Source organism: Pseudomonas sp. P106(2024) (assembly GCF_057480815.1).
This window is the reverse complement of sequence record NZ_JBLIYU010000002.1, coordinates 21,758-47,590: the sequence shown is the minus strand read 5'-3', so window position 1 is coordinate 47,590 and position 25,833 is coordinate 21,758. Positions and strand designations below refer to the sequence as shown.

Genomic DNA, 25,833 nt, shown 5'->3' with positions numbered 1-25,833 from the left:
GAGATGCGTCTCATGACGCGCTCCAGGTCAGGGCGAACACGGTCTGCCCTGGCAGTTGAAAACGGACCTGGCCATCGGCGCAGCTGAAGCTGGCGCGGCGGCTCTGGTTGTCGGGGCCGAACAGTTCGAGCTGGCCGGATGGGCAGTCGCCCAAGGTGAGCGCCACCTGTTGCAGGCGCTCGGCTTTGTTCACTCCCAACAGGCTGCGCTGGTGCTGACGGGCCATGGCCAGGGCGTCGACCTCGAAAGCGTCGTTGTCCAGGGCCAGCACCTGGTCCAGCCAGTGGCGTTGGATGAACTGCTGGGCCAGGCCCACCGGCTTGAGTTCGTAGCGCTGGTCGCCGGCATCGCGCAGCATGCCCTTGGGCCATTCGGGCTCGTCGGCGACATGGAACCAGTTGAGCATGTCGAGCAAGCCATCACCGGCGGCATTGATCACCACCGACGTCCACCACAGGCCGGCGTAGTGGGTGTTCTGCTCGTAGGGGCTAAGGCTCGAGCCGCTGGACAGGTTGGTCTGGTCCAGCAGCAGCGCCTTGCGCGGCCGGCCCTGGCCGTCCAGGCCGACCAGCTCGGCGGCCTGGCGCACGCTGTCACGGTAGCTGCGGGTGGCGAGCAGGTCGCGGACCATCCATTCGTGCCAGGCCAGGGCGTCGATCTGCGCGCCCTGTTCGGCGAGCAGGCGCCGTGCCCAGTCGATGCCACGGCGTTGCTTGCCATCGTCGGTGAAGGGGCCGCCGAGCAGGCGCGAGGAAGCCGGCATGGCGATGCGCACGCCGGCCTCGCGGGCGCCGGGGTATTCGCGCACGCGCCTGACCATGGCCTGGAAGAAGTCGCGGTAGCTGGCGTAGTCGCGATAGTTGAGGTTGGGCTCGTCGGCAAAGGCCAGGTAGTGGGTGCCTTTGCCGCCCAGGGCCTTGGTCGCCTCGAGCCAGGCGTCAAGGCCATCGCTGCTGGTGCGGTCGCTGCGCAGGTCGGCGACCCGGGCGCTGCCGGCCAGCAGGGTGATGTCCTGGAGGATGCCGAAACGTTCCTGGTAGAGCTTGCGCCAAGTGTTCTCGAAATCGGGTTGCCGTTGCAGCACGTCGACGAAGCTGTAGAAACCGGCGGCCTGGGGGCGCAGGGCATCCAGGGCGGCAAAGCTCGAGGCCGGCGGCAGCACATAAGGCAGGGCCACCCCTAGCCTCGGCGTGGGGCCGAGTACTTTGCTGCCCAGGGCCAGGCGCACCTGGCCTGGTTGCTGGGGCAGGTCGCCCAGGTCGTCAGTACGCTGGGCGAACAGATTGGTGGTGCCGTCGAGCCAGAATGCCGCCTTGCCGCTGCCCTGCAGGCCCAGGCGCCAGGTCTCGTCGCGGGTACTGACCGGCAGTGGCAACTGGTCGAAGCGCCAGTAGGCACGGTAGGGCTTGAGCGGCAACTGCACGCGGCGGCCGTCGCCGAGGCGTTCGGCGAACAGCCCGTGGACGCCGCCATGGTGCTTGCCGGCCAGCACCGCCCGTTCGCCGGCCTTGACCCGGAAGTACAGCTCGACACCCGGCCCGACCTCGGCGCTGAAGTGCACCTTGGACGGAGCGAACAGTGCACGGGTGCTGGCGTCGTGCTGTATACGGTAGTCGCGAAAGCTGTAGCCGGGCACTTCCAGGCGATAGGCGCCGCCAGCCGGTGTCAGCGGCCAGCGCTGCTCGCCGCGCACCTGCGTGGCGTCAATGCGCCGCTCGCCGGCCAGCCGGCCCTGTCCATCCAGCAGGTACAGGCGCTCCGGGTTGGCGTCGGCCTGCCAGGCCGGACGCCACTGGATGCGCAGCTCGTCGGCGCGGGCCGGCAGCAGGTACAGGCTGCCATCGCGGATCTCGCCCCATTGCACGGGCGCGGCGAGCGCTGTCTGCGCCAACAGCGTGGAGCACAGCAGCAGGGCTTTCATGCCGCCCTCCGTTGCAGCATCTGGCGCAGCGGCGCCAGGTCGGCGGGCAGGATGATCAGGGTCTGGCCCAGCGGCACGCCGCTGAGGCGGCAATACAGCACCAGCATGGCCACGGTGACTGCCAGGTAGGCAATGGATGAGGCCGCCGCCGCGCCGACGATCCCCCAGGTCGGAATCAGCGCCACGTTGAGCACCAGGTTCAGCGCGGCGCCCGCGCCCATCAGCAGCGACACCGTGCCGGGACGGTTCTTGCCCAGCAGGTCCAGGCGCAGGATGCTGGCGTAGCACAGGCCGAGCAGGCCCGGCAGCAAGGCCAGCAGCGCCGGATAGGCCGGCGCATAGTCAGCGCCGAACAGGGTGACGATCAGCCACTGGCCGATCAGCGCCATGCTCAGGCAGGCGCCGAGCATCACCGTGGCCGTGAGGCGCAGCGCCAGGGGGGTCAGGCGCTCCATGCCGGCGTCCTGCTGCAGCAGGCGCTTCATCAGCGGCGTGGTCACCGCTTCGGGGACGATCAGCAGCAGTTCGGCGGCGGCGCTGGCCATGGCGTAGTGGCCCAGGGCGGTGCTGCCGAGCATGGCGCCGATGAACAGGTAGTCCGAGCGCAGGATCACCTGCTGGAACAATAGGTCGGGGTGGCTCTTGGCGCTGTAGCTCAGCAGCTCGCGCTGCCCGCCGCGATCCCAGCGCAGGGCCAGTGGGTGCTGGCGGCGCAGCCACCACAGGCCCAGCACCAGCACCAGGGCGATGCCGCACAGCCAACTGATCAGCGCGGCTTCCAGGGCCTCGTCGCGCCACATCCAGAACAGCCCGAGAAACAGCAGCAGCGGCGCCAGCGATTCGGTCAGGCGCAGGGCGTTGAAGGCGCCGACACCGCCGCTGGCGTTGTGCAGGGTCAGCAGACCGCTCTTGAGCACGGTCATCGGCACCGCCAGCAGCAACAGCCAGGCCAGCAGGCCCAATTGCACGGTAATTTCCAGATTGGTGCCCAATTCGCGCACCAGGAACACGCAGACCAGGGTCAACAACCCGGCCAGCAGGCAACCGTAGACCAGCACCTGGGTCAGCAGCAGGCCCATGTCGCGCTGCTTGGCCGCCTGGTAGCCCACCGCGCTGTTCAGGCCGCCGCTGGTGGCGGCGCTGATCAGGTCGGGCAGGGTGCTGAGCAGGGCGAACAGGCCGCGCTCGCTGGGCCCGAGGATGCGCGCCAGCAGCACGTTGCGCAGCAGGCGCAGAGCGATCATCGCAAGCTTGGTGCCCATGCTCAGCGCCAGGTGGCGCAGGTAGCTGTTGCGGTTCATCAGCGTTCTCCGCGGCTGATGCGCCAGGCCAGCAGCGAAGGACGGCTGGCATTGCGCTGGCTCACGCCGATGCGCGGCAGCGCCAGCGGGTCGTCGTGGCCCTGGCAGATGCCCGGGCGGGTGCTCAGGGCGTAGGGGTAGCGGTGCGCGGCGACCCGCGCGCGCACGCGTTCGTCATGGTCGCCATTGGGGTAGCAGTACACCGGCAGCGGTTCGCGGCAGCCTTCGTTGAGCGCGGCGTGGCTGCGTTGCAGCTCTTCGTTGAGGCGGTGATCGTCCAGGTAGGGCAGCAGGGCATGGCTGGCGCCGTGGGGGCCGAAACGCACCAGGCCGGAGTCCTCCAGGGCGCGCACCTGCTGCCAGTCCATGGCCTGGGGCAGCGACTCCGGCGGGCAGGCGTCGGTCAGCACATGCAGGGCCTGGGGGCTGAGGCTCTTGAGGGTCTGCAGGTAGCGCGCCAGCACCAGGCTGCGGGCCTTGCTGTGTTCGTGCATGAAGTAGGCCGCCGGCAATGGCCGGCCAAGCTTGCGCAGGCGTTCGATCAGTTGCCGGCGGGCGTCCTCGCCATGGCTGCCCCAAAGGGTCTCGCCGACGCTCTCCCACCAGAAGCGCTGGCGGCTGCCGATGTAGTCGGTGGACAGGAAGATGCTCGCCGGCACCTGGTGGCGCTGCAGCAACGGGAAGGCGTTGACGGCATTGTCGCGCCAGCCGTCGTCGAAGGTCAGGGCCACCTTGGGGCGGGTATCGCCGCGGGGCTGCTCGTGGCTCTTGAGCAGGTCCATGAGGCTGACGCAGTCGAAATGGCGGTGCAGCCAGCGCAGCAGCCCTTCGAAGGCCCGGGGGCCAACGCACAGCTCGTTGCGATGGGGCAGGGCGGCGCTGGCGTCATCGGCCAGCACCCGGTGCAGCATGAGGATCACCCCGGCGCCGCGCAGCTCGGCGCGCCCGCGCGGCGACTTGAAATAGAACCAGCCACTGGCCTGCTTGATTTGAGTCTTGATCGGCATGTCCGTCGCTCATCGATTCTGGTCGGGGTTCCATTGGCTGTAGCTGTGCCCGCGCAGGAACTGCCACAGGCCCACGCTCATGCCGGCGAGGGTGACCAGCACGAAGGCGGCCAGGCGGAACGGGCGTGGCAACCGGCGGCGGGCGTCGAGCAGGCCGGCGATGGCGGCGGCATAGCCGAGCAGCTGCAGGGCCAGGGTCAGGCGGTAGAAACCGGGTTCGATGGCCAGCCACAGGTTGGCCAAGAGCAGCGGCAACAGCAGTACCGGGGCCAGGCGGCGGACCAGCTTGTGGCTGATCAGGGCGATGGCGTACAGGCCGTGGCGAGCCGGATTGAGCAGTTCGCGGCGCGCGGCCAGGCTCAACAGGCCACCGACGGTGACCCGCTGGCGGCGACGGAACTGCTTGTCGGCCTCGTCCACGCCCTGGTCCAGTACCACCGCCTCGGGCACGTAGACGATGCGCAACCCCGCGGCCGGGGCGCAGGTGCTGATGAAAAAGTCGTCGTTGACCTGCTTGGGAATCGGTTGATACAGCGTCCGGCGCAAGGCCAGCAGGGCACCGTCGGCCGAGACCATGCAGCCGGTGCGGTTCTCCACCTTGCGCACCCAGGCTTCGTAGTGGCGGTACAGGCTGTCGCCGATGCTCAGGCCCTTGCCCGGGTCGGGGATGATCATGTGCCCGGCGGTACCGCCGACCTGCGCGTCGGCGAACGGCGCCAGCAGCAGGCCGAGGGTGTCGGTCGACCATTGGTTGTCGGCGTCGGTGAACACCAGCAGGTCGCCCGTGCACACCTGCACCGCACTGTTCAGCGCTCCGGCCTTGCCCAGCCGCGGCAGGTCCAGCACCTGCACCCGTGAGTCGCCCAGGGCCCGGGCCAGCGCCACGGTGCGGTCGCTGGAGCCGTCGCTGGCCACCACTACCTGCAGTTCGGCGGCCGGGTAGTCCTGGCCGAGCACGCTGGCGAGCTTGGCTTCGATATGCCGCTCTTCGTTATGCGCGGCGATCACCACGCTCACCCGCTGCGCCGGCAACGGCGAATGCGTGCGCCGGGCGAAGAACGGCGCGGCCAGGGTCAGCAGCAGCGGATAGCCGAACCAGGCATACAACGGCAGCAACAGGCATAGCCAGAAGATGAACTCAGCCACGGGCGGGCCTCCTTGCGGTGCGGTTGAACAGGCTGAGGATGAACGCCGCGCCGGCCAGGTGCAGGCGCAGCCAGTGCAAGCCCCAGAGTTGCAAGGTGAGCAGCGGGTCATGGTGCCGGCGGCTCTGGCGCAGGCTCAGGAACAGCGCGGGCAGTGCGCTGACCAGCAGGAAGAACAGGGCCACATGGGGGAAACCGTCGAGCAGGGCCGACAGGGCTATGGCATCCAGTACCCAGGCCCCCACCGAAAGCAGCGGGAAGCGCAGCAGGCGCAGGCTGACGCCATGGCTGCGCAGCAGTTGCAGGTGGCTGCCCTGGCGCCACATTTCCTTGCCCAGCCATTCACGCCAGTTGGCCTCGTAGCCCCAGTGCAGCACCGCGGGCTGGCGCAGTACGCGCAGGCGCGCGCCGGATTCATGCAGGCGCAGGGTGAAATCCTTGTCTTCGCCAGTGCGCAGGCGCTCGTCGAAACCGCCGACCTGGTCGAACCAGCTGCGGCGCATCAGCAGGTTGGGGGTGGGCAGCCAGGTGCAGTCCTGCACCGTCTGCCCGGTGCGCAGGGTACGCCGTTGCCAGGCCTGGGCGAACCACGGGGCTTGGCGCGGGGTGTCGCAGTCGAGGGCGAAGACATCGCCTTCGCCGCGGCGCTGCAGGTCCAGCAGCAGGTCGAGCCAGTGCTCGGGCACCTCGATGTCGGCGTCGAGGAAGGCCAGCCATTCGCCGTGGCTGGCGGCTACGCCGGCGTTGCGCAGGGCGCCGATGGCCACACGGGGCAGGCTCAGCACCTGGGCACCGTGCTCGCGGGCGATCCGCGGGCCGTCGTCACTGGAGCCGTTGTCCACCACGATCAGCTCGCAGGCCAGGCCCGCCGCGCTGGCCGAGCGCCGGGCGGCATCTAGGGTGCGGCCGATATGGCGGGCCTCGTTGAACATCGGGATGACGATGCTCACCCGGCTCATCGGGCCACCTCCACCGGCTGTTGTTCACGGGCCTGGCCCAGCAGCACGCTGGACAGTGCCAACATCAGCCACAGGTACTTGTGGCTGGGGGCGCTGAGGAACATCAGGAACAGGCCGATGGCCAGCATGCTCATGGTCAGGTGGGTCATCAGGTCGGCGCGGTCTGGGTCGCCGGCGGCGCGGAAGGCGGCGCGGGCCCGCCAGAAGTTGCGCAAGGCCAGGGCGATCATGCCGACGAACAGCAGGCCCGCCGGCAGGCCGACCTCGCTGAACAGCTCCAGGTAGGTGTTGTGGGCGCGGCGGTAGAGGTCGGTGGTCTTGCTGTTGACCGGGGCGAAGGCCTTGGAGAAGCCGGTGTCGGCGTAATGCAGCGGGAAGGTGCCGGGCCCGGTGCCGAGCAGCGGGCTGTGGCTGATCATTTCCTTGCCCACCACCAGGTAGGAGGCGCGCCGACCCAGCGATTCGTCCTGGTGCGCGTTGACCCCCGACTTGAGCAGCATCAGCGACTGAATGCGGTCGGCGTAGCCTGCCGGCATCAGGGCCACGCCCAGGGGCAGGACGATGGCCAGGCCGAGCATGGCGAAGCCCAGGTGGCGCGGACGGATGCAGGTCAGTTGTTCACGGTAGTTGTACAGCATCATGCCCAGGCTGATCAGCAGCACCACCAGCCCCGAGCGCGATTCGGTCTTGGTCATGCCCACCAGCAGCAACAGGCAGCAGCCGGCCCAGAACAGCTTGACCGGGATCTGCCGGGCCTTGATCGCCAGCCACAACCCCTGCGGCATGGCGATGGTGATCAGCAGGGCGAAGGCGTTGGGATCGAGCATGGCCGAGGCGCGGCCCTGCTCCTGGTACTTGGTGGAGAAGATCGCGAACAGGCAGGTCACGCACACGCTGACGGTGATCAGCCGGGCCAGCATCGGCAGGTTGAGGTCGCGGCCGACCAGCAGGGTGATGACGAACACCACCAGGCCCACCAGCAGCTCGCGCAGGTGTCCGCCCGACAGGGCCAGGTCGTCGCTAGTCCACAGGCTCAGCAGGTACAGGGCCATGAACGGCAGCAGCAGGCGCCACTGGTTGCTGCGCAGGCGCTCCCCGGGCAACTGGCGCACCGCCAGTTGCAGGCTGAGGATCAGCACCAGGCCGATGCCCACCAGCTTGGCGCCGGACACCAGGCCGTCCTTGAGCAGGCCCTCCAGCGGCACCAGGGTGGCGATCACCAGCAGGCCCCAGGCGGGCTTGCGGTACAGCACCAGCACGCCGGCCAGGCCGATCACGCCGCCGGGGGCCAGGAACGGGTAGGGGCTGGCCAGCAGCCCCAGGCTCAGCAGGGCCACCAGGGCCACCAGCGACAGGGGAATGATCATGCGACAACCTCCTCGGCCGTGCCCCGGTAAACCAGGGCCCAGCGTTGTGCCAGGGTCGGCAGGTGGTAGCGTTCGCGTTGCGTGCGGCGGGCGCCGGCGACCAGCTCGGTGGCCTGCGCAGGATCCTGCAGCAGGGCCTCGAGGTGCGCGCCGAGCTCGGTGCTGGCCATGGGCGCGGCCAGCAGGCCGTTGCGACCGTGCTCGATGACATCGGGGATGCCGCCGACGCCGAAGGCCACCACCGGCACGCCATCCTGCATGGCCTCGAGCAGGATCATCGGCGTGCCTTCGGTGCGCGAGCTGATGACCAGGGCGTCCAGGCGCTTCATCCAGGCGCGCATGTCGCGCTGGAAGCCCGGCAGGGTGATGCGCGCGGTGAGGCCGGCGGCGTCGATGCGGGCCTGCAGGGTGTCGCGCTCGGGGCCTTCGCCGAGCATCACGGCATGGACCTGTGGGTGGCGCTGGCACACCGGGATCAGGGTGTCGAGGAACAGGTCGGGGCCTTTTTCGCTCGACAGGCGGCCGACATAGGCGGCGAGCCAGGGTTTTCTATCGCCTTGGCGAGGAGCAGACGTGGGAGCAGGCTTGCCCCGCGATTCACTGTTGTGTTCGGCATCGCCATCGCGGGGCAAGCCCGCTCCCACGCCTGCGGTCAGGTCAACCTCCTGGTGCTCGGGCAACCCGTTGGGAATCACCCGCAACTTGGCCTCGGGTACGCCGGCATCGCGATGGATGCGGGCGATGCTCTCGGCCACGCACACCACCGTGTCCACCGTCGGCGTGCGGCACAGTTGCAGGCTTAGCCAGGTATAGAAGCGCTGCTTGCGGCTGCGCGGGGTGAAACCATGCTGGGTACTGACCATCGGCAGGCGCCACAGGGTGGCGCCGATCCAGCCGAACAGCTGGCCCTTGAAGTTGTGGCTGTTCACCAACGGACGTTGCCCGCGCTGCGCGCCGAGTACCTTGAGCACCGCCCCCAGCCCCTGGCAGGTGTCGCACTCGACACCGGCTTCGCGAAAGCGCGCCACCAGCTCCGCCGGGGCATCGAGGAACAGCACCCGATGCTGGCCGGGGGTGGCCTGGCAGTGGTCCAGGAGCATGCGCTCGGCGCCGTAGAATCCGCCACTGCCGAGCAGGTGCAGGATCGGCCGGCCGGCGTGCAGCGCGGCGTTCAATTGCGCACCCAGTGCCACAGGCGTGGCAGCGACCAGCTTTTGTGCGGGTTGGGCAGCGCCGGGGCCTGGTCGTTGATCACCAGCAGCACCGGCAGGCCCAGCTCGTGGCTGATCTGCGCCGGATGCTTGAAGCGGTGGTCGAAGAACTCCCTGACGTAGACCACGGCGATCGCCAGCAGCAGGCCGGTGATCAGGCCGAACGGAATGATCAGGCCAGGTTTCGGGAAGCTTGCCGCGGTAGGTTCATAGGGGGCGCTGAGGATCCGCGCGTTGGACTGGCTGCCGTCGAGCAGGCCCTGGCCGCGGCTTTCCTCGTAACGCTGGGCATAGGTGGAGAAGGCCTTGTGCAGGGCATCGATCTCGGTATCCAGCTGGCGGGTCTTGCTCTGGGTCTCGCGCAGCTGGAGGATGCGCTTGCTGTAGTCGGCGATGCGCTGGGTCTTCTGCTCGATCACCTGCTGGGTCACCGCCAGGTCCTGCTGGCGCTCACGGATGCGGTTCTCGACGATCTTGAGGAACTGCGCGCGCAACTGGGCGATCTGCTGGCGGGCCATGACCATCTGGTCGGAGCTCGGCTGGAACACCGTGGCGTCGCCGTTGTAGCGGGCCAACTGAGTGGTCAGTTGCTCACCGAGTTGCTTGATCTCGCGGTCCTCGAAGGCGATGTTGTCGACCGTGGTGGTGAAGGTGTAGGGGAAGGCGTAGTCGGCCATCTTCGCCTTGTTGGCCGCGGCCAGGCTGCTTTGCAGGTAGTCGAGCCACTTCTGGTTCTGCAACTGGCGGTCACGTTGCAGGTTGAGCGCCTGCTCCTCGGTGTTGATGGCATTGAGGCGGAAGGTGATCTCTTCCTTGGGGTCCGACGAGCCGATGGCGGTCAGCAGCCCCAGGCGCTGGCTTTCCAGGTCGCCCAGCCGTGCCTGGTAGTGCAGTTTCTTCTGCTCGTAGAACGCTTCGGGCAATTCGTTGGACTGCAGGTCCTGGCGGTTGGTCAGGAAGTTTTCCAGCAGGCGGCTGACGAACAGCGTGCCCAGCTTCGGATCGTTGGCGCCGTAGGTGATGGAGATCACGTTGGAGCCGGGCAGGGTCTCGACCTTGAGGTCCTTGACCGCCTGGTCGGTGAGGGTGTCGAGCTGGGTGTCGCGGTCATCGGCGACGGTGTTGCCGAACAGCCGGTGCAGCGGGTCGAGCACCGCGTGGCGCAGCGGGTCGAGCACGGTACGGCGCAGCAGGCCGGGCTCGTCCGGGTAATGGCCTTCCTTGCGCAGCTCGCCGATGGTCTGGCGGATCAGGGTCGGCGAGCGCAGGATGTTGCTCTCGGTCTCCATGTCGGCCAGCGACGGCGGGATGAACTGATCGGCCTGCTGGCTGAGCGCCGAGGTGGTGTCGCTCTGCGAAAGCTTCTTGGACTGCACGATGACTTCGGCGGTGATGTCGTAGCTCTGCTTGAGCACCAGCGGCAACAGCACGGCGATCACCGCGAACACCAGGAACACCCGTTTCACCAACTGGCGGTTGGCAAAGAAGATGCGGAAGAACTCATGCACATAGTTTTCTTTGGGTTGCGTGGTCATGGTCCGTCCCCCGGTCAGTCGTTGCTTTCTTTGTTGTCGACGCGGTAGCTGAAGCTGAAACCGAAGCCCTGGAACAGCACCACGTCGGCCAGTTGCCGGGACAGCTCGGCGGCGCTGGCCAGCTTGGTCTTGGGCACGTAGAGCATGTCCTCTGGCTGCAGGTAGGCGAGCTTCTGGCTGCCGCCGGACAGCGCCTGGTCGACGTCGTAGTTGACCGCGTGCACGGTGTTGCCTTCACGGCGCATGATCACCACCGAACCGAGCTTGGCCTTGAGGGTCGGGCCGCGGGCCAGGGTCAGGGCCTCGAGCACCGATACCGGGCGGCGGATCTGGAAGGCGCCGGGTTGGCCGACTTCACCGAGTACGTAGATCTCGTTGGCGGCGGTGGACTTGAGCAGTACGTCCACGCTCATGCGCCCGGGCAGTGTGGCGTAGCGCTCGTTGAGGTAGTCACGCAGCTGGTTGACGGTCATGCCCTGCAGCGGCACCGAGCCAATTTCCGGGAAAGTGGCGCGGCCGTCGTTGCCCACGGTGATGTCGCGGCTCATGCCGGTGCCGGGGTGGTTGAGGGCGTTCTTCAGGTTGACCTCGTCGGTCATCGGGCTGATCACCCGCACGGTGACCTGGTCACGGTTGGGCTTGAACACCCGCTTGTCCTGGTAGGCCTGGCGGATGGCGCTCTCGGCCTCGCCGGGGGTCATGCCCTCGACGCGCACCGCGGCGTTGGTGCTGGGCAGGGTGATGGTGCCGTCAGGCTGCACCAGTTGGTTGCCGTTCAGACCGCTGGCGGCCATGAAGTTGAGGTCCAGGGTGTCACCGGACTGGATGCGGTAGACCCCGGCCGAGCGGTTGCTGACATGGAAGATCACCTCCAGCACGTCCTGCGGGCGCAATACCTGTTCGCGGCGGGCGACCTCGGTGGCCTGGCTCTCGGCCGGTGGCGCGGTGAGGATCTGCACCGGCATCTGGCGGTCTTCCTGGCTGGCGCAGCCGGCCAGGGCCAGCACGCACAGGGCTATCGATGGGTATCTCATGGCGTTCATCCTGTGCGGCCTCTCAGAGATTTTCGTACAGCCACTTGGGCATGTAGTACTTGCGTTTGTTGAACACGCTGCCGATCAATCGCGCGCCGGCCTGGGTCAGGCGCTGGCTGGCCGCCTGGGCGACCTCCCAGCGGGTCTCCTCGGCGCATACCACCAGGATCACTCCGTCGACCAGGGTGCCGATCACCAGGCTGTCGGCACTGGCGTAGATGGCTTCGCCGTCGATCACCACGAAGCGGTACTGGTTGCTCAGCTGGTGCAGCAGTACGCGCAACTGCTCGTGGTCGAGGCGGTCGCGGCCGCGTTTCCAGGTGCCCACCGGCAGCACGTCGAACGGCTGGTCGGACAGGCGCACGATGCAGTCCTGGGCCAGCGGCGGGGTGTCCTGGTTGAACAGCAGGTCGCTGTAGCCGCGCAGCTTGCCCAGGCCCAGTTGCTGGCTGAGGCCGCCGGGGCTGAGGCTGGCGTCGATCAGCAGCACGTTGCCCGCGCTCATCAATGCCAGTTGGCTGGCGAAGGCCAGGGCGCTGGTGCTGGTGCCGCTGCCGGTGTTGGCCGCGGTCAGCAGCAGGGTGCGCTGGTCGAGGTCGAGCACGGTGGCGGTCAGGTTGGTCTCGCTTGGGGTAGCGATCGTCAGGCTTCTCGAGGATGAACCGTCCATCTCAGCTTGCTCCGTGGCCAGTGAAGACTTTGAACGGGGTCTTGAGCAGGATCTTCAGGTCCAGCATCAGGCTCTGTTCGTTGATGTAGCTCAGGTCCAGCTCTACGCGTTGGTCGAAGTCGATGTTGCTGCGCCCGGAGATCTGCCACAGGCCGGTCATGCCCGGGTAGATCGACAGCCGCGCCAGGTGGTTGTCGTGGTAGCGGTAGGCGTTGAACGATGTGGGGCGCGGGCCGACCAGGCGCATGTCACCGGTGACCACGTTGATCAGGTTGGGCAGCTCGTCCAGGCTGCTGCGCCGCAGCCAGCCGCCCACCGAGGTGATGCGCGGGTCCTTGTCGATCTTGAAATCGATGGATTCGGCGCCGTGCTTGTTCAGGTGGCGCAGCGAGTCCTTGAGCGCCTCGGCGTTGGCCACCATGGTGCGGAACTTGTACATGCCGAAGGCGCGGCCACGGTAGCCGGTGCGTTTCTGCACGAAGAACACCGGACCCTTGCTGGATAGCTTGATCAGCAGCGCCAGCGCCAGGAACACCGGCGACAGCAGCAGCAGCAGGGTCAGCGCGGCCAGGCACGACAGCACGCGGTTGGTGCGCGACAGCGTCCAGGGCCGGCCTCCGGCGCGACCGGTGATCCAGCCACGACCCTGCATGTGGATGGCGGCATCGATGCGCTGGCGGTGCGCCGGATCCATGCGTTTGTCCTGATACAGCGCCTGCAGTTGCGCGCTCTTGGGTTGCCCTGTCATACCGCCCTCCGTTTATCTGGCTGCTCGCCCAGGGGCGCCGCTTCGCTGGCGGCGGGCGAGTGGTAGCTCTTGAACCAGGCGACAAAGCGCCCGAGCCCTTCATCAAGGCCTATCTGTGGGGTGAAACCGGTGACCCTGGCCAGCGCGCTGGCGTCGGCGCAGGTGGCCAGCACATCGCCTGGCTGCAGCGGCAGCAGCTCGATCACCGCGTTGCGCTGCAGGTGTTTTTCCAGTAGGGCCAGGTAGTCGAGCAGCTCCACCGGGCGCTGCCCGCCGATGTTGTACAGGCGCCAGGGCGCGTGGCTGCTGGCCGGGTCCGGGGCGAACGCGTCCCACTGCGGGTCGGCGACCGGGGGCAGGGGGATCAGCCGCACCAGGCTTTCGACGATGTCGTCGATGTAGGTGAAGTCGCGCTGGTGACGGCCATGGTTGAACAGCTGGATCGGCCGGCCTTCGCTGATCGCCTTGGCGAACTGCATCGGCGACATGTCCGGGCGGCCCCAGGGGCCGTACACGGTGAAGAAGCGCAGGCCGCTGCAGGGAATGCCATAAAGGTGGCTGTAGCTGTGGGCCATGGCCTCGTTGGCCTTCTTGGTGGCGGCATACAGCGACAGCGGGTGGTCCACTGGGTCCTCCACCCGATAGGGCGTCTGCTGGTTGGCCCCATAGACCGAGCTGGAGGAGGCGTACAGCAGGTGCTTGACCGGGTGGCGGCGGCAACCTTCGAGAATGTTGAGAAAACCGGCCAGGTTGCTGTCCAGGTAGGCCTGAGGGTTCTGCAGCGAGTAGCGCACGCCGGCCTGGGCCGCCAGGTGCACCACCACCTCCGGGCGCTCGCTGGCGAACAGCCGGGCCATGCCGTCGCGGTCGCCCAGGTCCAGGCAGTGCAGCGGAAAGTCGCCGACAGTCTGCCGTACCCAGTGCACGCGGGCGTGCTTGAGCGCCGGCTCGTAGTAGTCGTTGAAGTTGTCCAGGCCCACCACCTGGTGCCCCTCGAGCAGCAGCTGGCGGCAGGTGTGGGCGCCGATGAAACCGGCCGCGCCGGTCACCAGCACCTTCATGGCGCGTCCGCCTGCGGGGCGATTTGGCGCAGGCCGATGCCGCTGTAGTGCAGGCCGTGGGCGGCGACCTGCTCGGGGTTGTACAGGTTGCGGCCATCGACGATCACCCGCTCGCGCAGCTTGCTGGCCAGCATCGAAAAATCGACCACGCGGAAGTTCTTCCACTCGGTGCAGATCACCAGGGCGTCGGCGTCCTGCAAGGTGTCGTCGCGGGTGGCGCACAGTTGCAGGTCGTCCCGGTAGCCGTACAGGCGCCGGCATTCATCCATGGCCTCGGGGTCGTAGGCGCGCACCGTGGCGCCTTCGGCCCACAGGGCTTCCATCAGGTAACGGCTGGGGGCCTCGCGCATGTCGTCGGTGTTGGGCTTGAAGGCCAGGCCCCACAGGGCAATGGATTTACCGGCCAGGCCAGCCAGGCGCTGCTTGAGCTTGGCGAACAGGATGCGCCGCTGTTGATCGTTGACCTCGTGGACGCTTTGCAGCAGACGCAACGGCATGCCGCTGTGGGCAGCGGTGTGTAGCAGGGCCTTGATGTCCTTGGGGAAGCATGAACCGCCGAAACCGCAGCCCGGATAGATGAAGTGGTAGCCGATGCGCGGGTCGGAGCCGATGCCGCGCCGCACCGCCTCGATATCGGCGCCCAGGTGTTCGCTGAGGTTGGCCAGCTCGTTCATGAAACTGATGCGGGTGGCGAGCATGGCGTTGGCGGCGTACTTGGTCAGCTCGGCGCTACGGTTGTCCATGAACATCAGTTTTTCGTGGTTGCGGCAGAACGGCGCGTACAGTTCCGCCAGCTGCTCATGGGCCACTTCGTCGAGGGTGCCGACGATGATCCGGTCCGGGCGCATGCAGTCTGCCAGGGCGCTGCCTTCCTTGAGGAACTCGGGGTTGGACACCACGCGCGCGTGCAACTGGCTTTTGCCCAGGCGCTGCAGTTCGTCGCGGGCCAGGGCCATGACCTGATCGGCGGTGCCCACCGGCACGGTGGACTTGATGATCAGGGTATGGTCGGTCTCCATCAGCGCGGCGATCTGCCGGGTGACGTTGAGCACGTGGCTGAGGTCGGCCGAGCCGTCCTCGTCGGGCGGCGTGCCGACGGCGATGAAGATCAGCTCGGCGTGGCTGACCGCGTCGCTGGCCTGGGTGCTGAACAGCAGGCGGCCTTCCCTGATGTTGTCCTCGAGCAGGTCCGACAGACCCGGCTCGCTGATCGGCGGCACGCCCTGGCGCAACTGGTTGATCTTGTGGGTATCGACATCCACGCACAGGACCCTGTGACCGACGTCCGCCAGGGCTGCTGCCTGTACCAGTCCGACATAACCGGTGCCAAAAACGCTCACGTCCATGCGCGGTGCCTCGTATGGATGAGTAAGGGAGATGAAACAGTGGTGTGAATTGGGTATAGCTCAGCCCGGTGGAATTGCGTCAAAGCAATGGCATGTTTCGTCGAATTTACAGACCCTGGTGAAACGGGCGATCTGCCACCAACCCGTTGCCAATCCGTGTGTTAGCGCGCATAGCTAGTGGCAATTGGCCGTTCGATGAACCGATGAACGGTTCAATGCAGCGGAATAAGCGGGTTTCAGGCGATAGAGAGAATCAACAGCAACTTGCGTTAGGTGCCAGATTCCGGTGTCGGTATGTCGTCGGAATTTTGACTTTTTTGCGTTGTGGTTTGTTTCACAGCTGCTACGGTTTGAGAAGATTTCCATGACTGGAGTGGCCGAAACATGCGCGGATGGATCAAGCTCTTGCTGTTGCTCGTCTATCTGGCCAGCTTTCATGCCTATTACCGCGAACGCATAGAAGCGCTGGGTATTGGCCTGCCCCTTGTGCTGTACCTGGGGGTGTTCGCGATGTTGGCGCTGGCCCTGCTGCTGACGGCGTTCACCCGCCCCGGCTGGTTGCGCTGGGCGCTGGCGCTGGCGTTTACAATCAGCGCGATCTTTCTCGACGCTTATAACCGCATCACCGACGCCTATCTGACCTATAGCGCATTCGTGTCCATGGTCTATGCCGGCGCTTTCGTCCAGGAGGCCCTGCAGCAATACCACTACGCAATTACCCTGGCCGCGGCGCGAGCGCTGTTGCTGCTGTTTGGCCTTGGCTTGCGTCCGGGGCCGACCCCGTGGTTGCCAAGGTTGTTGCCACCCGTGGCGCCGGTGCTGGGCCTGCTGGTACTGATCGCCATCCTGTTCGTGCGCGCCGGCGAGGGCGCACGGGGTCTGCCGGTGATGTACACGCCGCTGGCCTACCTGAGCCTGTTCGGCTACGAGACCCTGCACGACCATGTCGGGCCGCGCCAGCCAGTGAGTCTGGCCCAGTCGGGGCCGGCGATGGCGCGGGATATCGTGCTGCTGATCGACGAGAGCATCTCGGGTAACTACCTGGACCTGAACACTCCGGCCGGGGTCACCAGCCACCTGGCCCAGGCCCAGCCGGGCGTTTCCATCGTCAACTTCGGCTATGCCGCGTCCATCGCCAACTGCAGCGCCGACACCAACGTCACCCTGCGCTACGGTGGCACCCGCGGTGATTACCTGCGCATCAACTCGACCCAGCCGTCGATCTGGCAGTACGCCAAACGCGCGGGCCTGGGAACGGTGTACATCGATGGCCAGCGCACGGGCGGCAACCTGCAGAACCTGATGACCGAGACCGAGAAGCGCGATATCGACCAGTTCATCCAGTTTGACGACACCCCCGTGGTGCAACGCGACATGGCGGCGCTGGAGCGGCTGGTGGCGCTGCTCAAGGACGGCAAGCCGCAGCTGATCGTGGTGAACAAGGTCGGCGCCCACTTCCCGGTGCACGACAAGTACCCGGACGACTTCCTCAAGTATCAGCCGGCCTTGCCACGGGGGCGCTACGTCGATATCGCCGACACCGGCACCCGCGATGGCTTCGATGGCCGGGCCCAGGACTGGGTGCTGTACCGCAATGCCTACCAGAACACCGTGTTGTGGAATGTCGGCGAGTTCTTCCGCCGGCTGTTCGCCCAGGGCGACCTCAGCCAGGCCGTGGTGCTCTATACCTCAGATCACGGCCAGGATTTGCATGAGCGCGGCAACCCCGGCCTGAACACCCATTGCGACAGCGATCCGGTACCCGAAGAAGGCCTGGTGCCGTTGGTGGTGATCCAGGGCGAGGGCCTGCGCACGCTGGACTGGCAGGCTCACCTGCCGGCCAACCGCAACGCCTCCAGCCATTACAACCTGTTCCCCACGCTGCTCAAGCTGATGGGCTATGACGGCACGGCCGTGAGCGCGCTCTACGGCCGTTCGCTGGACATGCCGACGGATGACCCGTTTACCTTCAATGTGCGCTTCAATGCGCGGTTGGGGGCCAAGCCGGACTTTCGCCATATCGACCTCGGGCAGGTGGTCACGCCCGCCAGTGTCCTGGCGGGGCAGCCGATGCCGGTGGGCAAGGCTGACTAGGATCAGAAGTCGATGCTGGCGGAGACCTGCACCGTGCGTGGCGCCCCCAGCCCCAGGCTGGTGAGCAGCGGCATGCCCCAGTAGGCCTTGTTGGTCACGTTCTCCACCGTGCCACGGAAGGTCACAGGATGGTCGGCCACCTGCAACCGGTAGCGGGCACCGACGTCATATATCGTGTAGCCGGGGATCGACTGGCTGTTATCGTCGCTGATGTACTGCTTCGATACGGCGGTGGCATTGGCGGTCAGGGTCAGGCCATCGAGCAGCGGGGTGTCCCATTCCACACCCAGCTTGCCCTGCAGTTTCGGCTGGCCGGTGGCGGTCTTGCCTTCCTCGGCGGGATTCTCGGCCTTGGTCACCTTGGGGTCCAGGCGAGCCACGCCGCCCATCAGGCGGACATCGGTCAGCGGGGTACCGAAGAAGCTCCATTCGAGGCCGCGATTACGTTGTTCGCCACCGAAGGAGAACACTTTGGTCACCGGGTCAGTGAAGCTGCTGGGGCGTTCGATCTGGTAAAGGCTCAGGGTGTGGGCGAAGTCGCCGAGGTCGAGCTTGATGCCGACTTCCCTCTGCTTGGACTTGTAGGGGGCGAACACCTGCCCTGCGTTGGGCGCGGTAATCGGGGCGATGGCACCCTTGCTCAGGCCTTCGATGTAGTTGGCGTACAGCGACACTTCGTCGGTGAGCTTGATCAGCACCGCCGCTGCCGGCGTCGTGGCGCTTTCGTTGTAGTGCGTGGTGTGCACGCCGGTGCTGACGTTGAAACTGTCGCTCAGCACCTGCTGGCGGCGCACGCCCAGGGTGAATTGCAGGCGCTCGTCGAGGAACGACAGGGTGTCGGCCACTCCGTAGCTGCTCAGGCGCGACTCGGTATGGGCGATGGCCGGGTAGCTCCTGGCGGCCTCCGGTCCCCAGACCGGGTGGTAGATATTGTTGATCCACTCGGCCCCCGGGACGTTGCGCCGGCCATAGTCGCGTTGCTTGTCGGAGTAGTGCGTGGCGTTGAGCGACCACTGATGGCCCACGCCGAAGGTGTCGAAATGGCCGCGCACGCCGGCTTCTCCCGAGGTCTTCTTCAGGTCGATCTTCAACTGGCCCATGTTCGTCTCCATATCCCCGGCGGTGTTGAACACTTCGGCGAGCATGGTGCCGCTGTAGGCATAGTCGGTCTTGCTGGTGCCGGCCGCGGCATAGGCCGTGAGGTTGTCGCTGAGGTCATATTCGCCGCGCACGATCACGCCCTTGTCGCGGGTCTGGACGAAGCCCCAGTCCGGGTTGAGCAGGGTCTCGGACTTAGGCGGCCTGGGCACCGGCACGCCCGCGGCCAGGCCGATGCCGCGGTTCTGGCCCCTGACCCGGTCCTCGCTTTCGTAAAGGTCGGCGGACAGGCGCGCCCGCTCGCCGCGCCAGTCGAGGCCCAGGGCATTGAGCTCGGCCTTCATCCGCTGATGGTCGGTTGCTGCATCACCGTCGCGATAGACGCTGTTGAAGCGCACGCCGAACTGCTGCTGCTCACCGAAGCGGCGGCCGACGTCGAGGTGACCGCCGAACTGTGCGTCGGACATGTAGGTGGTGGTGATCCGCGTCAAAGATTCGGCACCCGCGCGCTTGGGCACCAGGTTGATGCTGCCGGCCACCGAGCCGCCCGGCGGCATGCCGTTGAGCAGGGCGGAGGGCCCTTTGAGCACTTCGATGCGCTCGTACATCTCCGGCGAGATCCGGTAGTAGGGCGCCATGCCGTACAGGCCGCCGATGCTCACATCGCTGATGTTGGAGTTGAAGCCACGGATCGAGTAGTTCTCGCTGTAGGTACCCTTCAGGCCGTTGCTGAACACGGCGGGATCGGTCGCGGCAATCACGTCGGTGATGGTCTGCGCCTGGGTGTCCTGGATGTATTGGTCGGTGTAGCTGATGGTGCTGAACGGCGTCTCCATGAAGTCCTTGTTGCCCAACAGGCCGACCCGTCCGCCCGAGGCCACCTGGCCGCCGGCATAGGCGGGGGGCAATGCGCTCGGGGCGTCGAGGTTGCCCTCGACCCGGGTCTCGGTCAGCTCCAGGCTGCCATTGGTCTGGCCCTGTCGGGTCTTTTCCACTGCCTCGGCCTGCTCCACGGTCTGCGCCGCGGTCACGCCCATGGACACGCCGCCCAAGCCGAGGAGCAAGGCCATGTGCACGGCGGTGAAGGTGCGATTGAGGTCGAAGTGGGGCACAGCCGGCTGCTGCACCGGGCTGACACGCTGTTGCGACATGCTGGAGTCCTTTCGATTCGCAAGTGAGTGAAGGCATTCACTAGGGATTCCGAATCAGAAGGGGAAAACCTCAATGAAAATCATTGGCATTTGTCGCGTGTCGACGATTACCCCGGGAGTGCCAAGGGATGCAGGGCGCGGAATCCCAACGCTTCTTCCACCAACCAGTCATGCACCGCCCGCGCGCCAGGCTGGCTCAGCCCGCCCGGCGGATACAGCAGTACATAGCGCTTGTGGTTGGCGATCGGCACCCCGAACGGCACGATCAGCGCGCCGCGCTCCAGCTCGTCGTTGAGCAGGGTGCGTCGGGCGATGGCCACGCCGACACCGGCAATGGCCGCTTCGATGGTCAGGTGGTTGCGGTTGAAGGTGTGCCCACGACGCACATCCAGCCCGCCAGCGCCGATACCGTCAAGGTAGAACTCCCATTCGGCGTACTCCGAGCTGCCACGCCAGGCGGTGATGTCGTGCAGCAGCGGGTAGTGAGCCAGGTCCGCCGGCCCGTGCAGGGGCGGGCGGCCGCGCAGCAGGGCAGGTGAGCAGACCGGGAAGATCTGCTCATCCAGCAGCGGGGTGGAGAGCATGCCCGGGTAGCTGCCGTCGTTGAGGTCGATGGCCAGGTCGAAGTCTTCCGGGTGCAACGCCTGGTTGCTGTCCTCGGCCACCAGGCGCAGTTCGATATCCGGGTAGCGCTGCTGGAAGCGCGGCAGGCGCGGTGTCAGCCACTTGGCCAGGAACGACGGAATCGAGCGCAGGCGCAGGGTGCCGCGGATTTCGCCGGCATCCAGGCGCAGCAGCTCGGCCTCGATGCTGCCGTAGGCCTCGGCCACGGTCTGCGCCAGGCGCTGGCCTTCGGCCGACAGCTCGACGCCGCGGGCGCGGCGCAGGAACAGGCGAAAGCCCAGGCGCTCCTCGAGCTGGCGCATCTGCTGGCTGACCGCGCCGGGGGTGATGTGCAGCTCCTCGGCGCAGCGGGTGAACGACAGGTGCCGCGCCGCACAGGAGAACACGTGCAGCCAGACGAACACCTGGCCGTTGAGCGGGCCTTTCATTGTTTAGTCCTGCTAAAGGCTTATGTAGGAAGTTTCGTTGGTCAAGCTGGCCTGAGCGCGGCAGTATCGCGCAACTTGGCAATACCGCTCAAATTTTCCAGAGAGTCGTGGCACATCGTAAACGGTTGTCACGGCCAGGCATTAGCATGGCTATCAGTGTTTTCGACCTTTTCAAGATTGGCATCGGCCCATCCAGCTCCCACACCGTCGGCCCCATGCGCGCGGCGGCGACCTTCGCCCAGGCCTTGCGTGAGCGCGGCCTGCTGGCCCAGGTGCGGCGGGTCGAGGTGCGTCTCTACGGCTCGCTGTCGGCCACCGGTGTTGGTCACGCCACGGACCGTGCCTGCCTGCTGGGGTTGATGGGCCAGTGGCCGGACCGCATCGACCCGCACAGTATCGAGCCACGCATCGACCAACTGATGCAGGAGCAGTGCCTGATGCTCGATGGCAGCCAGCCGATCGAGTTCCAGTACAGCCGTGACATGCGCCTGCTCGACGAGAGCCTGGCCTATCACCCCAACGCGATGACCCTGGAGAGCTTCGACGGGCAGGGCAGCCAGTTCAGCCAGACCTACTTTTCCGTGGGTGGCGGCTTCATTGTCGAGGCAAGCGAGATCGACGCCCCGCAGGACGGTGCCAGCCAGGTCGCCTTGCCTTACGAATTCTCCAGCGGCGCCGAGTTGCTGGCCCTGTGCAAGGCCCACAACCTGAGTGTCAGCCAGTTGATGCTGGCCAACGAATGCGCCTGGCGTCCGCAAAGCGAGGTGCGCGAAGGCCTGCTGAAGATCTGGGCGGCCATGGGCGAGTGCGTCGACAATGGTCTGCGCAACGAAGGCATCCTCCCGGGCGGGCTGAAGGTCAAGCGCCGGGCGGCGCGCCTGCACCGCAGCCTGCAGGAGGTCGGCAAGCCCAACGTGATCGGTTCGACCCTCAGCGCCATGGAGTGGGTCAACCTGTTCGCCCTGGCGGTCAACGAAGAGAACGCCGCCGGCGGGCGCATGGTCACCGCGCCCACCAACGGCGCGGCCGGGATCATTCCGGCGGTGCTGCACTACTACATGAAGTTCAATCCCGGCGCCTGTGACGACGACGTGGTGGCGTTCCTGCTGGCCGCCGCCGCGGTGGGCATCCTGTGCAAGAAGAACGCCTCGATTTCCGGTGCCGAAGTGGGCTGCCAGGGCGAGGTGGGCTCGGCCTGCTCGATGGCCGCCGCGGGCCTGGCCGAGGTACTTGGTGCCACGCCGCCGCAGTTGGAGAACGCGGCCGAGATCGCCCTTGAACACAACCTCGGACTGACCTGCGACCCGGTTGGCGGGCTGGTACAGATCCCCTGCATCGAGCGCAACGCGATCGCCGCGGTGAAGGCAATCAACGCCGTGCAGATGGCCCTGCGCGGTGACGGCGAGCATTTCATCTCCCTCGATCGGGTGATTCGCACCATGCGTGACACTGGCGCGGACATGCACGCCAACTACAAGGAAACCTCCCGCGGCGGCCTGGCCGTCGCGTTCGTCGAGTGCTGACACACAAGCGCTTTCCTGGGCGGGACGGCTTCGTGAGAGCGGGCTGTTCCCACAATCCTGATTGAACCTGCAACACCCGCTGTACCTGCGACAAAAACAACTACAAGGCGATACCCAATGACTGATGTACAAAGCACCGCGAGCGTTCGTGCGGATTCGGCTGCCCTGGCTTCGACCAGCGGCTCGACCACCTGGAACCGCCACGACACCACCTGGGCCCTGGGCCTGTATGGCACGGCGATCGGCGCCGGCACCCTGTTCCTGCCGATCAATGCCGGGGTCGGCGGTTTCTGGCCGCTGCTGATCCTGGCGCTGCTGGCGTTCCCCATGACCTTCTTCGCCCACCGGGCGCTGACTCGCTTCGTGCTGTCCGGGCGCAAGGGCGGCAACGAGGACATCACCGAGGTGGTGGAGGAGCACTTCGGCGTCGGTGCCGGCAAGCTCATCACCTTGCTGTACTTCTTCGCGATCTTCCCGATTCTGCTGGTCTACAGCGTGGCGCTGACCAACACCCTGACCAGCTTCTTCGAACACCAGCTGCACATCGGTGCGCCGCCACGGGCGCTGCTGGCCTTGCTGCTGATCTGCGGGTTGATGATCGTGGTGCGCTGCGGCCAGCAGATCATCGTCAAGGCCATGAGCCTGCTGGTGTATCCCTTCGTCGCCTCGTTGCTGTTGCTGGCCCTGAGCCTGATTCCCAACTGGAACGGCGCATTCTTCGCCCAGGCCAACGAAGGCATCAGCGCCTCCAAGCTACTGCTGACCCTGTGGCTGGCGATCCCGGTGATGGTGTTCTCGTTCAACCACTCGCCGATCATCTCGGCGTTCGCCGTCGACCAGAAGCACCGTTATGGTGTTGACGCCGACCGCAAGAGCGGCCGCACCCTGGCCACCGCTCACGTGATGATGGTGCTGACGGTGATGTTCTTCTGCTTCAGCTGCGTGCTGGCGCTGAGCCCGGGCGACCTGGCCGCGGCCAAGGCGCAGAACATTTCGATCCTGTCGTACCTGGCCAACCACTTCCAGACCCCGGTGATTGCCTTCGTCGCGCCGCTGATCGCGCTGGTGGCGATCACCAAGTCGTTCCTAGGCCACTACATCGGCGCCAGCGAGGGCTTCCAGGGCATGATCGTCAAGAGCCTGCGCGGACGCGGCAAGACCTGGCCGGCCAAGCGTCTGGAGCGCGTCACGGCGTTGTTCATGCTGCTGACCTGCTGGGCGGTGGCGACCCTGAACCCGAGCATCCTCGGGCTGATCGAGAGCCTGGGTGGGCCGGTGATCGCCTGCTTGCTGTTCCTGATGCCGATGTATGCGGTGCAGAAGGTACCGGCGTTGCGCCAGCACTCGGGCAAGCTGTCGAATGTGTTCGTAGTAGTGATCGGGCTGATCACGCTGTCGGCGATCGTTTACAGCTTCATGGCCTGACCGATGATCGCGGGGCCAGCCCGCTCCCACGCATTCAGGTGGGAGCGGGCTGGCCCCGCGATCCGTTCAGGTCAGACGCTTTCCAGGTGCTTGATCGCAGCCTTCAGGCGCTCCGCGGGTTGCGGCTGGTCCTGGTGGGTGATGTCCGGCGCCTTGCGCACGCGACCATGCTGGTCGACCCAGTGGCCGTTGATGAAGTAACGGTAGCTGGCGGTGCCGGCGTTCCAGCCCTGGTCAAGCAGGCCCTGCAGATGGAAGGTCTGGGCGATCTGGCTGAGCGGGCCGCTTGGGCTGCCATCCAGGTGCAGGACGATCGACGGGCTACCAGCGGGCGCGAACGGCAGCTCGCTGTAGCCGCCCCACACCTTGGCCTGGAACACCTGGACCGGGTGCGTGGTCTGGATGATGGAGGCCCTGCCGGTGACCTTCTTCTGCACGGTATTCACCAGCAGGTCGAGGGTCAGGATAGGGGCGCCGAGCAGCCCGTTGCTGACATTCAGGCGGGTATGAAAAAGTCCGAAGGACATGCTGATTCTCCTTGTCTGCTCAGGCTTTCTTGGCGGCCTTGGTGGCCGGGCTCTTGGTCGAGGCGAGGGCTTGGTCCAGGGCTTTGCCCACGGCGCCGCTGGCCAGTTGCTTGAGTTGCGCGACGTCACCGGTGGCGATCACTGCCTCCAGGGTGGCGTTGTGCAGTTCGGTCGTGAGGTCGACGTTCGCCAGTGTCTGGATGCGTTTGAGTTCAAGCACGACGGGTACGTTGTCCACTTCGATCCAACGCTGGCCGTTGTAGTAACGGTAGCTGGCCGTGCCTTTCTGCCAGTCCAGGTCGAGCAATGCGAGCAGTTCGAACTGCTCCGGCGAATTGGCGTGCGGGCCGCCCTGGTTGCCACGCACCGTCAGCAGGATCTTGCCTTCGCTGGGCGGTTGCACGGTGAGGTAGCTGTAGGTGCCCCAGGCATCCAGCGCCAGCTCCAGCGGTGGGTTGGTGGTCTGGGTGATCAGCGCGTGGCCGTTGACGCTGCGATCTGGCGTGTAGACCAACAGGTCGAGCTGCAGGCGCGGGGCGCCAGGAGCATTGGTTCCAATGAGGTAGGACACCGGGAACAGGCCTTCCGACGGTGCGGTCAGCGATACAGACATGATTGCCTCCGTTGCATTCAATGAATGAAATACCGTAACCAACGCTTGCGCAGGCGGGCGGAGGAAAAGGGGAGAGGCAGGTAGACGGGCGGATGTACTGGCGTGCCCGGTGCGAGCGGCTGTTGGCAGCCGGCTTGTGCAGCCATCCCTGAGGTGCGGTGCCGCCTGCCTGGCAGCCCGCTTGAGTTAAGCAGGCAAAAGATGCCGTGATGGCCTTTTTGCATTATGTCCGACGAGTGGTGACATCCAGGTCTGCAAGCCGGCTCCCGCCCCGTGAGAACCGGCTTGTCCCGCGATGAGCTCTACAGGGCGGACCGCCTCACTTCGACTTCTGCTGCAACGCCACGAAGCTGCGGCGCATGTCGCTGGCCCAGCCATCAAGCACCGGCTTGACGTCGTTCAGGGTCAGTTGCGTGGTGTCGTTCTCCAGCGCCTTGCCGCTGCCCTTGCGCACCACCTGGGCCAGCACGTTCTGGCTGCCGCCATCGAGGAAAGCGGCCTCCACGGCGATGTCCACGGCCTGGTCGCGACCGCCGGCGGCTGTGTTGACCGCCGCGGCCACCAGGGCGATCGGGATCACCTCGTAGGGCTTGAGGCCTTCGGTGCTGGTGGATACCGCGGTGATCGCCGGGCGCACCACGATGGTGTTCGGGCCAGGCTCCTTGACCAGGGTGAGCACGCTGCCCAGTTCGCGGCGCATGGCTTCGTTGAAGTAGCGGGTGATCGCCTGCAGGGTCTGCGCCGAGATCACATTGGTCGGCTGTGGCTTGGGATAGAACTGGCTCGGCTCGATGAACACCTGGGTGTACTGGCTGGCCTTCACGTCCGGGTCGATCCAGCGCATCACTGGCGCGCCGGAGACGCTCTCGGCGGGCTTCAGGCGACTGTAGTCCTTCAGGAAACCGGAATAGTCCTTGGGATCGACACGGTTGCTGGAGCAGGCAACCAAGGCCAGCAGAGCAGCGCACAGCAGGGTGGTGCGAGGCAGGTGCTTCATGATGACGAGGTCCATGAGGGAAGTGGCCAGAACAACGCTAGCAGGTGG

General features: G+C 66.3%; 21 protein-coding genes. 3 read left to right on the top strand and 18 right to left on the bottom strand.

Features of this window, described 5'->3' with window-relative positions; genetic code table 11:
* Positions 1-10: 10 nt before the first annotated feature.
* From AC25M7_RS03740 to AC25M7_RS03680, 13 genes are read right to left on the bottom strand one after another with little or no spacing between them, the layout of a single operon-like run.
* Entirely contained in the window at positions 11-1,921 is a 1,911-nt protein-coding gene (locus AC25M7_RS03740) for a hypothetical protein (protein ID WP_028689467.1), read from the bottom strand.
* Positions 1,918-3,222, bottom strand: coding sequence for an oligosaccharide flippase family protein (locus tag AC25M7_RS03735; protein ID WP_062361780.1), 1,305 nt, complete (start codon positions 3,220-3,222; stop codon positions 1,918-1,920). The genes AC25M7_RS03740 and AC25M7_RS03735 overlap by 4 nt, the downstream gene beginning before the upstream one ends.
* Positions 3,222-4,229: a polysaccharide deacetylase family protein gene (locus AC25M7_RS03730; protein ID WP_028689469.1), complete on the bottom strand. Its 1,008-nt coding sequence runs from the start codon at positions 4,227-4,229 to the stop codon at positions 3,222-3,224. Before AC25M7_RS03730 ends, AC25M7_RS03735 begins: the two co-directional genes overlap by 1 nt.
* Positions 4,230-4,238: 9 nt before the next feature.
* On the bottom strand, positions 4,239-5,375 hold the full coding sequence (locus AC25M7_RS03725) for a glycosyltransferase family 2 protein (RefSeq protein WP_028689470.1): 1,137 nt from the start codon (positions 5,373-5,375) through the stop codon (positions 4,239-4,241).
* The gene (locus AC25M7_RS03720) at positions 5,368-6,333 is read right to left on the bottom strand and encodes a glycosyltransferase family 2 protein (RefSeq protein WP_486970740.1); all 966 of its coding nucleotides are present in this window, start codon (positions 6,331-6,333) and stop codon (positions 5,368-5,370) included. Before AC25M7_RS03720 ends, AC25M7_RS03725 begins: the two co-directional genes overlap by 8 nt.
* A complete protein-coding gene (locus tag AC25M7_RS03715) occupies positions 6,330-7,700 on the bottom strand; it encodes an O-antigen ligase family protein (RefSeq protein ID WP_486970739.1) in 1,371 nt (456 codons plus the stop codon). The genes AC25M7_RS03720 and AC25M7_RS03715 overlap by 4 nt, the downstream gene beginning before the upstream one ends.
* Positions 7,697-8,875: a glycosyltransferase family 4 protein gene (locus tag AC25M7_RS03710; protein ID WP_028689473.1), complete on the bottom strand. Its 1,179-nt coding sequence runs from the start codon at positions 8,873-8,875 to the stop codon at positions 7,697-7,699. Before AC25M7_RS03710 ends, AC25M7_RS03715 begins: the two co-directional genes overlap by 4 nt.
* Complete coding sequence (locus AC25M7_RS03705; RefSeq protein ID WP_088852066.1) at positions 8,872-10,446, bottom strand: GumC family protein; 1,575 nt, start codon at positions 10,444-10,446, stop codon at positions 8,872-8,874. Before AC25M7_RS03705 ends, AC25M7_RS03710 begins: the two co-directional genes overlap by 4 nt.
* A gap of 14 nt (positions 10,447-10,460) precedes the next feature.
* Positions 10,461-11,480: a polysaccharide biosynthesis/export family protein gene (locus AC25M7_RS03700; RefSeq protein WP_028689475.1), complete on the bottom strand. Its 1,020-nt coding sequence runs from the start codon at positions 11,478-11,480 to the stop codon at positions 10,461-10,463.
* Positions 11,481-11,502: 22 nt separating this feature from the next.
* Entirely contained in the window at positions 11,503-12,150 is a 648-nt protein-coding gene (locus AC25M7_RS03695) for a CpsD/CapB family tyrosine-protein kinase (RefSeq protein ID WP_028689476.1), read from the bottom strand.
* Position 12,151: 1 nt separating this feature from the next.
* Positions 12,152-12,898 carry a sugar transferase gene (locus AC25M7_RS03690; protein WP_486970738.1) on the bottom strand — a complete coding sequence of 249 codons (747 nt, stop codon included), beginning with the start codon at positions 12,896-12,898 and terminating at the stop codon, positions 12,152-12,154.
* Positions 12,895-13,959, bottom strand: coding sequence for an NAD-dependent epimerase (locus AC25M7_RS03685; protein WP_028689478.1), 1,065 nt, complete (start codon positions 13,957-13,959; stop codon positions 12,895-12,897). Before AC25M7_RS03685 ends, AC25M7_RS03690 begins: the two co-directional genes overlap by 4 nt.
* A complete protein-coding gene (locus tag AC25M7_RS03680; RefSeq protein WP_028689479.1) occupies positions 13,956-15,305 on the bottom strand; it encodes a UDP-glucose dehydrogenase family protein in 1,350 nt (449 codons plus the stop codon). Before AC25M7_RS03680 ends, AC25M7_RS03685 begins: the two co-directional genes overlap by 4 nt.
* Before the next feature lie 384 nt (positions 15,306-15,689).
* On the opposite strand from AC25M7_RS03680, the gene AC25M7_RS03675 reads away from it, so the two are divergent.
* Complete coding sequence (locus AC25M7_RS03675; RefSeq protein WP_486970737.1) at positions 15,690-17,399, top strand: sulfatase-like hydrolase/transferase; 1,710 nt, start codon at positions 15,690-15,692, stop codon at positions 17,397-17,399.
* A 2-nt stretch (positions 17,400-17,401) separates the two neighbouring features.
* Here AC25M7_RS03675 and AC25M7_RS03670 read toward each other — a convergent pair whose 3' ends face one another.
* Entirely contained in the window at positions 17,402-19,648 is a 2,247-nt protein-coding gene (locus tag AC25M7_RS03670) for a TonB-dependent receptor (RefSeq protein WP_486970736.1), read from the bottom strand.
* 107 nt (positions 19,649-19,755) lie between these two features.
* The gene (locus tag AC25M7_RS03665; RefSeq protein WP_028689482.1) at positions 19,756-20,700 is read right to left on the bottom strand and encodes a LysR substrate-binding domain-containing protein; all 945 of its coding nucleotides are present in this window, start codon (positions 20,698-20,700) and stop codon (positions 19,756-19,758) included.
* Between the two features lie 146 nt (positions 20,701-20,846).
* On the opposite strand from AC25M7_RS03665, the gene AC25M7_RS03660 reads away from it, so the two are divergent.
* Positions 20,847-22,223, top strand: coding sequence for an L-serine ammonia-lyase (locus AC25M7_RS03660; RefSeq protein WP_062361804.1), 1,377 nt, complete (start codon positions 20,847-20,849; stop codon positions 22,221-22,223).
* Positions 22,224-22,340: 117 nt separating this feature from the next.
* The gene (locus AC25M7_RS03655; protein WP_028689484.1) at positions 22,341-23,648 is read left to right on the top strand and encodes a serine/threonine transporter; all 1,308 of its coding nucleotides are present in this window, start codon (positions 22,341-22,343) and stop codon (positions 23,646-23,648) included.
* Positions 23,649-23,719: 71 nt separating this feature from the next.
* Here the strand turns inward: AC25M7_RS03655 and AC25M7_RS03650 are convergent, their stop codons facing one another.
* The 3 genes from AC25M7_RS03650 to AC25M7_RS03640 all read right to left on the bottom strand — a co-directional run bounded on the left by AC25M7_RS03650 (position 23,720) and on the right by AC25M7_RS03640 (position 25,785).
* Positions 23,720-24,175: a DUF1842 domain-containing protein gene (locus AC25M7_RS03650; protein WP_063630100.1), complete on the bottom strand. Its 456-nt coding sequence runs from the start codon at positions 24,173-24,175 to the stop codon at positions 23,720-23,722.
* 19 nt (positions 24,176-24,194) lie between these two features.
* Positions 24,195-24,788 carry a DUF1842 domain-containing protein gene (locus tag AC25M7_RS03645; RefSeq protein WP_241411099.1) on the bottom strand — a complete coding sequence of 198 codons (594 nt, stop codon included), beginning with the start codon at positions 24,786-24,788 and terminating at the stop codon, positions 24,195-24,197.
* 319 nt (positions 24,789-25,107) lie between these two features.
* Positions 25,108-25,785 carry a DUF3313 domain-containing protein gene (locus AC25M7_RS03640; RefSeq protein WP_241411101.1) on the bottom strand — a complete coding sequence of 226 codons (678 nt, stop codon included), beginning with the start codon at positions 25,783-25,785 and terminating at the stop codon, positions 25,108-25,110.
* Positions 25,786-25,833: the final 48 nt, after the last annotated feature.